Below are 9564 nucleotides of genomic sequence, written 5' to 3' on the forward strand. Positions count from 1 at the left end.
GCTCGCGAATGCGGTCTGTCAGTTAATTCATGTGTTGACTGATACACCGCTTTCGCGAGCAAGCCCGCTCCCACATTTGTATCCGGTTTCTTCAGTGGCTTAGCACCATGTGCTGTTCACCCACCTCCTCGGCATACCTGGCCACGACCTTCTGGCACAGCCCGACTATCTCCTCCACCAACTCCACCCCAACACGCCACGACACCACGACCTGCAAGTTCGGCAGCGTCTGCGTCATCGGCAACATCACCAACTCGCCGCGCGCCAGCTCCTCGCTGACCAGCACCGGCGGCAACGCGCCAATCCCGAAACCATCGCGCAGCAAGCGGGTGATGGCCGATACCGAGTTCACACAGTTCATGCGAGGGGCGGCGACGCCGTTGGCCTGCATCAGGCTCAGCACGTCCTGGTGCGGGTGGGAGTTTTTCGAATAGGTGATGATGCGCTCCTGGGCCAGTTCGGCGAGGGAGGCGTAGTCGCGGTTGTACAGGGAGTGGCTGGCGACGATCCAGGCCATGGGGTGGCTGGCCAGTTCCAGGCTGCGCACCGTTTCGAGGCGCAGCAAGTCGGTTTGCAGGATCAGGTCGAGGAAGCCTTTTTGCAGCTGATCGCTGAGATTGAGTGCGGTATCGGCGACTAATTCGATTTCCACCAGGGGGAAGTGGTCCATCAATTCAGCGACCAGCGGGCTCAGCCAAGTGTGGATAACCGTGTCCATCGCGCCGATCCGAATCCGCCCGACCTTGCTGCTGGTGGTTTCCAGGGACTGCTTGAGGCCCTGCATGGTTACCATCATCTGCTCGGCGTAATCGAGCACCTTCAAGCCGTCCGGGGTCAGGCTCACGCCGCGCGAGTCGCGCAGAAACAGCTTCACGCCCAGCTCGCTTTCGAGCACGGCGATGCGGCTGGAGATCGAGGCCTGGGTGGTGAACAGCTTCTCGGCAGTCAGGCGAAAGCTCTTGAGCTTGGCCACCCAGACGAAGGTTTCGAGGAACTTCAAATTCATGGGATCAACTTTTCTTATGCATGGATCGGTTTTTATTAGTTGGACGCCGCACCGGGCAAACGCCAAAAATCGAGCTATTCCACGATAAGCGTCGTGGGGGTGTCAGGACAAGTTGCGAGTTCTGCGTAAAGAATCCCACACTACAAAAACGATAAAGCCTACAGGAGCACCCACCGTGAGCCGTCTGCTACTGAATTGCGACATCGGCGAAAGCTTTGGCAACTGGACCATGGGTCTGGACGCCGAGGTCATGCCGTTTATTGATTGTGCCAACGTGGCCTGCGGCTTCCATGCCGGCGACCCGAGCATCATGCGCAAGACCGTCAGCCTGGCCCTCAAGCACGGCGTGCAAGTGGGGGCGCACCCGGCGTACCAGGACCTGCAAGGTTTCGGTCGGCGCTCGATGGCCTATAGCACCGAGGAAATCCAGGACCTGTTGCACTACCAGATCGGTGCCCTCGACGGCATCTGCCGGGCGCAAGGTGGGCGGGTCAGCTACGTCAAACCCCATGGCGCGATGTACAACGACATGATGGCCAACCCGGCGCAATTGCGCGCGGTGATCCAGGCCGTGGCCGCCTATGGCGACTTGCCGCTGATGCTGCTGGCCACCCGCGACAACCGCGCAGCCCAGGCGGTGGGCGAGGAATACGGCGTGACCCTGTGGTTTGAAGCCTTCGCCGACCGTGCCTACGACCACAAGGGGCACCTGGTTTCCCGCCAGTTGCCGGGTGCCGTGCACCACGACTCAACCACCATCGTGCAGCAAGCCCTGACGATTTCCCGTGGCGAAGCCCTGACCGCCAGTGATGGCAGCGCCTTGGTGTTGCAGGCCAATACCCTGTGCGTGCACGGCGATAACGCCAGTTCGGTCGCCGCAGTGCAGCGCATTCGCGAGGCGTTGAAGCCAGCATGAAGCCACGCATTGAAGTGGTGGCGATCGACTGCCTGATGGTGCGTCTGTTCGATGTGATTGCCGAAGCCAATATGCCGTGGATGCTGGCCGCCACCCAGCGCCTGCGCGACGGGTTCGGCGCGGCACTGGTGGATCTGGTGCCGTCCTACACCACGCTGATGGTGCATTACGACCTCACTGCGTTGAGCCCGGCCCAGGCACGGGAGCTGATTGGCCAGGCGCTGACCGACCTGCAACCCCAGGCCCAGGGCAGCGGCCAGTGCCACGTGTTGCCGGTGTGGTACGACCTGAGTGTCGGCTCCGAACTGAACCTGCTCAGCCAGCGCAGTGGCCTGGCGGTAGAGGAGGTCATCCGTCGCCACAGCGCTCACGAATACCAAGTGTTTGCCCTCGGCTTTGCGCCCGGGTTTGCCTTTATGGGCCTGGTGGACGAGATCCTTGCCACGCCACGGCTGAACACCCCACGTAAACGCGTGGCCGCCGGCAGCGTGGGCATTGCCGAACGGCAAACTGCCGCCTACCCGGTGGTGTCCCCCGGTGGCTGGAACCTGATCGGCCGCACCCCGGCCAAGCTGTTCGACCGTGCACGCGATGGCTACAGCCTGATGCAACCCGGCGATACGGTGCGCTTCGAAGCGGTCAGCCACGCCGAATTCATCAACCTGGGTGGCGATGACACGCCATTGGAGGCGCAGGCATGAGCCGCTTGTTGATCGAGGCCAGCACGCCGCTGTGCCTGTTACAGGACGCCGGCCGTTTTGGCGTGCGGCATCTGGGCGTGACGCAGGGCGGCGCGCTGGATTGGGTGTCGATGACCTGGGCCAATTGGCTGCTGGGGAATGCCCTGGATAAGCCCGTGGTGGAAATTACCTTGGGCGGGTTTACTGTGCAGGCCGAGGCGTATTGCTTGCTGGCCTTGGCCGGTGCGGATCTGGGCGCGTCTATCGATGAGCGTGCGATCAGCCCGGGGCGCAGTTTTATCCTGCAAAAGGGTCAGCGTTTGCGCTTTACCCAGCCGTTCAACGGTGCGCGCGCTTATCTGGCGGCACCGGGCGGGTTTGATGCGCCGGCTGTGCTGGGCAGTCGCTCCACGGTGGTACGTGAAGCGTTGGGCGGGGTGGACGGTTTCGGCACGGCGTTGGCCGTGGGCGGGCGCTTGACGTATTCCGGCGCGGGCGGCGCGATGAACGTGCTGAGTGCGCCTGATTTGCCCGCCAAGGCGCCACTGGAGGTGATAGTCGGCGCGCAGATCGGCCAGTTCAGCGGGCAAAGTTTGTTCGATGCGTTCAATACCGAGTGGGCCCTCGACAGTCGCGCGGATCGCATGGGCATGCGCCTGTTGGGCACGCCGTTGCAGTACCAGGGGCCGTCGTTGATCTCTGAAGGGATTCCACTCGGAGCCATCCAGGTGCCGCCGGATGGGCAGCCGATTGTGTTGCTCAATGACCGGCAGACCATTGGTGGCTACCCGCGATTGGGCGCGTTGACGCCGTTGGCGCTGGCGCGGCTGGCGCAGTGCCTGCCGGGGGATAAGGTGCGCTTGGTGCCGGTGGTGCAGGAGACGGCGCATCGGCAGCATGTGGAGTTTTTGCAGCGCTTCACCGCGGGCTAAAGATCACCGTAACCCAACATGTGGGAGCGGGCTTGCTCGCGAATGCAGGGTGTCAGTCAGTCCATCAATAACTGACCCACCGCTTTCGCGAGCAAGCCCGCTCCCACATTTGCCTTAGCGTTTACTTGGAGAGAAAGCGCATCCCTTCTTCCAAGCCGCGCAAGGTCAGCGGATACATCTGATCCTCGACCAACTCCCGCACGATCCCTGTCGAGGCCGTATACCCCCACGTGTCCTTCGGGTACGGGTTTATCCAGATCAGCTTCTTGTACTTGGCCATGAAGCGCTGCATCCACACATACCCAGGCTCTTCATTCCAGTGCTCGACGCTGCCGCCGGCCTGGGTGATTTCATACGGCGCCATCGACGCATCGCCGATAAAAATCACTTTGTAGTCAGCGCCATACTTGTGCAGCAAATCCTGGGTGGAGGTGCGCTCCGACGTGCGGCGCTGGTTGTTCTTCCACACCGATTCGTACACGAAGTTGTGAAAGTAGAAGTACTCCAAGTGCTTGAACTCGGTCTTGCAGGCCGAGAACAGCTCTTCGCAGATCTTCACATGGGCGTCCATCGAGCCGCCGATGTCGAACAGCAGCAACAGCTTGATGGTGTTACGCCGCTCCGGGCGCATCTGGATATTCAGCAACCCGGCATCGCGGGCGGTGTGGTCGATAGTGCCGTCGATATCCAGCTCTTCGGCCGCACCCTGGCGCGCGAATTTGCGCAGGCGGCGCAGGGCGATCTTGATGTTGCGCGTGCCCAGCTCCACTTGGTCGTCGAGGTTCTTGTACTCGCGCTGGTCCCAGACTTTCACCGCCTTGCCCTGGCGCTTGCCGGCGTCGCCGACGCGAATGCCTTCCGGGTTGTAGCCGCCGGAGCCGAACGGGCTGGTGCCACCGGTGCCGATCCACTTGTTGCCGCCGGCATGGCGTTCTTTCTGTTCTTCCAGGCGCTTCTTGAATTCTTCGATCAGCTTGTCCAGGCCGCCGAGGGACTGGATTTGCGCGCGCTCCTCAGCGCTCAGCGAGCGTTCGAACTCCTTGCGCAGCCAGTCTTCGGGGATCAGCGCCTGCAGGTGGTCGTCGAGCTTTTCCAGGCCGTTGAAATAGGCGCCGAATGCTCGGTCGAACTTGTCGAAATGCCGCTCGTCCTTCACCAGGATTGCCCGGGCCAAGTAGTAAAACTCGTCCATGTCGGCGAAGACCACGCGCTGTTTCAGCGCATTGATCAAGTCGAGCAGCTCGCGCACCGACACCGGCACCTTGGCGGCACGCATCTCATTGAACAGGTTGAGCAACATTATCGATTACCGCGACGGCTCATGAACGCCAGACGCTCCAGCAATTGCACGTCTTGCTCGTTCTTCACCAAGGCCCCGGCCAGCGGCGGGATGGCTTTGGTGGGGTCGCGTTCGCGCAGCACGGCTTCACCGATATTGTCGGCCATCAGCAACTTGAGCCAGTCGACCAGTTCGGAGGTGGACGGTTTTTTCTTCAGGCCTGGCACTTTGCGCACGTCGAAAAACACGTCCAGCGCTTCGCTGACCAGGTCTTTCTTGATGTCGGGGTAGTGCACGTCGACGATCTTTTGCAGGGTCGTACGGTCGGGGAAGGCGATGTAATGGAAGAAGCAGCGGCGCAGGAATGCGTCCGGCAGCTCTTTTTCGTTGTTGGAGGTGATGATGATGATCGGGCGTTTCTTGGCCTTGATGGTCTCGTCGATTTCGTAGACGTAGAACTCCATCTTGTCGAGTTCTTGCAACAGGTCGTTGGGGAACTCGATGTCAGCCTTGTCGATTTCATCAATCAGCAGAATCACCCGCTCCTCGGACTCGAAGGCTTCCCAGAGCTTGCCCTTTTTCAGGTAGTTGCGCACGTCGTGCACTTTGTCCACGCCCAGCTGCGAGTCGCGCAGACGGCTGACCGCGTCATACTCGTAGAGGCCCTGATGTGCCTTGGTGGTGGACTTGATGTGCCAGGTAATCAGCTTGGCGCCGAAGGATTCGGCCAGTTGCTCTGCGAGCATGGTCTTGCCGGTGCCCGGCTCGCCCTTGACCAGCAATGGCCGTTCCAGGGTGATAGCGGCGTTCACGGCCAGTTTCAGGTCATCGGTGGCAACGTAGGCCTGGGTGCCTTCGAACTTCATCGGTTATTCCTCGCATTCATCAATGCCCGGACTATACCGCGCAGCCCCGGCGACTGTGAACGCAGACGGGTTATTCAGTCTCTGAATGGACGGTCACGCGTGGCGGCTAACGGTTTTGTTCCAATGCGTATGCCCGCGCATCGGCTTTATCCCTGAGCTTGCTGCCGCCCCAGAGGGCGAGTGCGGCTAAAACCAGGGTGCCGAGGCTGATGAGGATCATCTGGCCAGCCATCGGCCCGCCGTGCATGGCGAATAGCCCTATTCGCACACAGCCGGAAAAGGCCCAGAGATAACCAAGAATTGTCAGTATCCAGCCGCAGATGCGCATGTTCAGTGTCCTTACCAGTGTTTGAACGTTGCTCGGCGGCACAATAAACCAGGGCTCAGCCTTGCGCCATGGTTGCCCTGCAGGCGTGTGGTTCACTCAGCACTGGGCTTGGGTTGTTCATAGCGCGCATTGAAGGCCTGGATAAACCCATTGCGCAAAATCGCCAACACTGCCGAGAACGCGCTGAGATTTTGCTGGTGCACGTTGCCGCTGAGTTCTACGCGGGTGGCAAACTGGTTTTTGTTCTGGTTCTTCAGCACCGTCTCACTGGTGCCGACCACGGCTTCCCAGATCGAGCGAAAGATATTCTTGTCCTTGTTCTCTACATCCTGTTTCCAATCGAACACTTCTACATCGCGCAGCAACGGTTTGATGTAACCGTTCAACTGGCCGTTGTCCGCCTGGGCTTCGACCACCAGCGCGCCGGTGCCGGCCTTGAAGTCGAATTTGCCGTAGGCCGAGGCGAAGTCATTCAGGCGCTTGAGCTGGATGTCTTTGGCGCGAAAGCGGAATTCGAAGTCTTCGAAATTGCTCAGTGGGTCGAAGGCGGCCGTGGCTTCCAGAGGGGCCTGCCCGAGCAGCAGCGCCTTGCCTTCGAAGCTGGCGTCACGTTTGCCCTTCACATCGACGACGTTGGTCAGGTTATAGATGCTGGCGTTGACCTCGGTGGCGTAGATATTCACCGCTGGCTTGGACGTGAAGTTGTGGAAGGCGATCTTGCCGTCCTGAATGCGCACTTCGTTGAGGGTAATCGGCAGCAATTTGCTCAATTGCTCGCGCCAGTCGGTGCCTTTACCGGTCTGGGAGGCCTGTTGGTTGCCGCCGTCGACGAAATTCAGCTCCGGCTGGAAGAACTGCGCCTCGGCGACCACCGCGTGGTCGTACCACAGCGAATGCCAGCTCACCGACAGGTCGATCACCGGCGCCTTGACGAACGGTACCGGCACCTTGCCGTCGACCTTGACGATCTGCAGGCCGTTGATCTTGTAGGCGCCGCGCCACAGGGCCACGTCAACGTCCGTGACCTGGCCGCGGTAATCGCCCATGTCGGCGAGCTTGTCGTTCAGGTAGTTGCGCACCAGGTAGGGCAGGGCGAGATCCAGAGCGATCAATACGACCACCAGTATGGCGACGATCCATAGCAGCCCACTGTAGCGACGTTTCATGTTCAGGTTCTCCATCGGTATAGGCGGTGGACCGCGTGTATTGGCGCAACGTTCCTCTGACTGGACGCCTCCCTACCTGAGGCATACCCTTGGAGCCTTATTGAAATTGCCTTAAGGACCCGTCATGAGCCGCATCTTTGCAGACAACGCGCACTCCATCGGTAACACGCCCCTGGTTCAGATCAACCGCATCGCACCGCGTGGCGTGACCATCCTGGCCAAGATCGAAGGGCGTAACCCGGGTTATTCGGTGAAGTGCCGCATTGGCGCAAACATGATCTGGGACGCCGAAAGCACCGGCAAACTCAAACCCGGCATGACCATTGTAGAACCGACCTCCGGCAACACCGGCATTGGCCTGGCGTTCGTCGCCGCCGCCCGTGGCTACAAGCTGCTGCTGACCATGCCGTCGTCCATGAGCATTGAGCGCCGCAAAGTGCTCAAGGCCCTGGGCGCCGAGCTGGTGCTGACTGAGCCGGCCAAGGGCATGAAGGGCGCTATCGAAAAGGCTGCCGAGATCCTCGCCAGCGACCCGGCGAGCTACTTTATGCCGGCCCAGTTCGAAAACCCGGCCAACCCGGCGATCCACGAGAAAACCACCGGCCCGGAGATCTGGAACGACACTGATGGCGCCGTGGACGTACTGGTAGCGGGGGTGGGCACCGGCGGCACCATTACCGGTGTGTCGCGCTATATCAAGAACATTGCCGGCAAGCCGATTCTGTCGGTGGCCGTTGAACCCTTCGCCTCGCCCGTGATTACCCAGGCGCTGGCCGGTGAAGAGATCAAACCCAGCCCGCATAAAATCCAGGGCATTGGCGCCGGTTTCGTGCCGAAAAACCTCGATCTGTCGATGGTTGACCGTGTGGAGCTGGTGACCGACGACGAATCCAAGGCCATGGCCCGGCGCTTGATGCAGGAAGAAGGGATTCTGTGCGGAATCTCCTGCGGCGCCGCCATGGCGGTGGCGGTACGTCTGGCCGAGAAACCGGAAATGCAGGGCAAGACCATCGTGGTGGTGCTGCCGGACTCGGGTGAGCGCTATCTGTCGAGCATGTTGTTCAGCGATTTGTTTACCGAGCAGGAAAACCAGGCCTGATCGGTTATCGGTGGCGGGCGGGGCCGACGTCTTCGCGGGCAAGCCCGCTCCCACATTTGATCTTCGCTGCTTTGAGCATCGTGTTCGCTTAACGGAACTGCATTAGGGCAAGCCCGCTCGCCATAAGGGTTCGACTCGCCACAGGGTTTTGATTTATGTCAGCCGGTCGGCCCAGGCCTTCTGCATAATGGCCCAACTGTTTATCATGGCCGGCTGCTACGTCTGGTTTCCCGTTGACGGGAGGTTGCTGGCCAGGCGCTTATTTCCAGGAGTTGCTGCATGACCTTTTCTTTGGCCGCCAAACTGTCGGTGCTGCTGTTGTTTATCGGCAGCACGCTGTATGTGCACCTGCGCGGCAAGGCCCGTTTGCCGATGTTGCGCCAGTTCGTCAACCATTCGGCGCTGTTCGCCCCGTATAACGCCTTGATGTATCTGTTCTCGGCTGTGCCGTCCAAGCCGTACCTGGACCGCAGCAAGTTCCCCGAGCTGGATGTGCTCAAGGACAACTGGGAAGTGATTCGCGAAGAGGCGATGCACCTGTTCGACGAGGGGTACATCCGCGCCGCCGAAAAGAACAACGACGCCGGTTTCGGTTCGTTTTTCAAGAAGGGCTGGAAGCGCTTCTACCTCAAGTGGTACGACAAACCGCTGCCATCGGCCGAGGCCCTGTGCCCGAAGACCGTGGCGCTGGTCAGCAGCATCCCCAACGTCAAGGGCGCAATGTTTGCGCTGCTGCCGGGTGGCAGCCACCTCAACCCGCACCGCGACCCGTTTGCCGGTTCGCTGCGTTATCACCTGGGCTTGTCCACGCCCAACTCCGACGACTGCCGCATCTTCGTCGATGGCCAGGTCTACGCCTGGCGCGATGGTGAAGACGTGATGTTCGATGAAACCTACGTGCACTGGGTGAAGAACGAGACGGAAAAGACCCGCGTGATTCTGTTCTGCGACATCGAACGCCCGCTGAGCAACCGGGTGATGACGCGCATCAACCGCTGGGTCAGCAAGCAATTGGGCCGCGCCACGGCGCCGCAAAACCTCGACGATGAGCGTGTGGGCGGGATCAACCAGGCCTATGCCTGGAGCAAGGCCTTCAGCGACAAGTTCAGCGGTGTGGTCAAGCAGTGGAAGCGCAAGCATCCAAAGGCCTACCGCATTGCGCGGCCGGTGCTGGCGGTCGTCGTGCTGGTGCTGTTGTGGAAGTGGCTGTTCGGTTAATTTGAAACGCGGTTAAAAATGTGGGAGCGGGCTTGCTCGCGAATGCGCAGTGTCAGTCGATAGATTAATTGACT

At 60.5% G+C, this 9564-nt stretch carries 10 protein-coding genes; 5 read left to right on the forward strand and 5 right to left on the reverse strand.

Going from position 1 to position 9564, the window contains the following annotated elements:
• Positions 1 to 91 precede the first annotated feature (91 nt).
• Entirely contained in the window at positions 92 to 1006 is a 915-nt protein-coding gene (locus A7D21_RS33225; RefSeq protein ID WP_053255016.1) for a LysR family transcriptional regulator, read from the reverse strand.
• Positions 1007 to 1181: 175 nt separating this feature from the next.
• Here A7D21_RS33225 and A7D21_RS33230 point away from each other — a divergent pair, with 175 nt between their 5' ends.
• Genes A7D21_RS33230 through A7D21_RS33240 form a run of 3 tightly spaced genes read left to right on the forward strand, consistent with a single transcriptional unit; the run spans position 1182 to position 3534 of the window.
• Positions 1182 to 1922 carry a 5-oxoprolinase subunit PxpA gene (locus A7D21_RS33230; RefSeq protein ID WP_069553782.1) on the forward strand — a complete coding sequence of 247 codons (741 nt, stop codon included), beginning with the start codon at positions 1182 to 1184 and terminating at the stop codon, positions 1920 to 1922.
• Positions 1919 to 2623 carry an allophanate hydrolase subunit 1 gene (locus A7D21_RS33235; protein WP_069553783.1) on the forward strand — a complete coding sequence of 235 codons (705 nt, stop codon included), beginning with the start codon at positions 1919 to 1921 and terminating at the stop codon, positions 2621 to 2623. Before A7D21_RS33230 ends, A7D21_RS33235 begins: the two co-directional genes overlap by 4 nt.
• Positions 2620 to 3534 carry a biotin-dependent carboxyltransferase family protein gene (locus A7D21_RS33240; protein ID WP_069553784.1) on the forward strand — a complete coding sequence of 305 codons (915 nt, stop codon included), beginning with the start codon at positions 2620 to 2622 and terminating at the stop codon, positions 3532 to 3534. The genes A7D21_RS33235 and A7D21_RS33240 overlap by 4 nt, the downstream gene beginning before the upstream one ends.
• A gap of 121 nt (positions 3535 to 3655) precedes the next feature.
• Here A7D21_RS33240 and A7D21_RS33245 read toward each other — a convergent pair whose 3' ends face one another.
• From A7D21_RS33245 to A7D21_RS33260, 4 genes are all read right to left on the reverse strand, one after another.
• Positions 3656 to 4834 (reverse strand): VWA domain-containing protein, encoded by a 1179-nt coding sequence (locus tag A7D21_RS33245; RefSeq protein WP_053255020.1) that lies wholly within the window; start codon positions 4832 to 4834, stop codon positions 3656 to 3658.
• Positions 4834 to 5679 carry a MoxR family ATPase gene (locus A7D21_RS33250; protein ID WP_003210690.1) on the reverse strand — a complete coding sequence of 282 codons (846 nt, stop codon included), beginning with the start codon at positions 5677 to 5679 and terminating at the stop codon, positions 4834 to 4836. The genes A7D21_RS33245 and A7D21_RS33250 overlap by 1 nt, the downstream gene beginning before the upstream one ends.
• Before the next feature lie 106 nt (positions 5680 to 5785).
• Positions 5786 to 6007: a hypothetical protein gene (locus tag A7D21_RS33255; RefSeq protein ID WP_053255021.1), complete on the reverse strand. Its 222-nt coding sequence runs from the start codon at positions 6005 to 6007 to the stop codon at positions 5786 to 5788.
• Between the two features lie 92 nt (positions 6008 to 6099).
• Positions 6100 to 7173, reverse strand: a complete 1074-nt coding sequence (locus A7D21_RS33260; RefSeq protein WP_053255022.1) for a DUF748 domain-containing protein — start codon at positions 7171 to 7173, stop codon at positions 6100 to 6102.
• A 124-nt stretch (positions 7174 to 7297) separates the two neighbouring features.
• Between A7D21_RS33260 and cysK the strand changes: the two genes are divergently transcribed.
• Both cysK and A7D21_RS33270 read left to right on the forward strand, forming a co-directional pair.
• Positions 7298 to 8272: a cysteine synthase A gene (gene cysK, locus A7D21_RS33265; protein WP_053255023.1), complete on the forward strand. Its 975-nt coding sequence runs from the start codon at positions 7298 to 7300 to the stop codon at positions 8270 to 8272.
• A gap of 279 nt (positions 8273 to 8551) precedes the next feature.
• The gene (locus A7D21_RS33270; RefSeq protein WP_053255024.1) at positions 8552 to 9490 is read left to right on the forward strand and encodes an aspartyl/asparaginyl beta-hydroxylase domain-containing protein; all 939 of its coding nucleotides are present in this window, start codon (positions 8552 to 8554) and stop codon (positions 9488 to 9490) included.
• The last annotated feature ends 74 nt before the right edge of the window (positions 9491 to 9564 follow it).

It is taken from the genome of Pseudomonas sp. AP19 (assembly GCF_001728855.1).
Taxonomy (GTDB): Bacteria; Pseudomonadota; Gammaproteobacteria; order Pseudomonadales; family Pseudomonadaceae; genus Aquipseudomonas; species Aquipseudomonas fluorescens.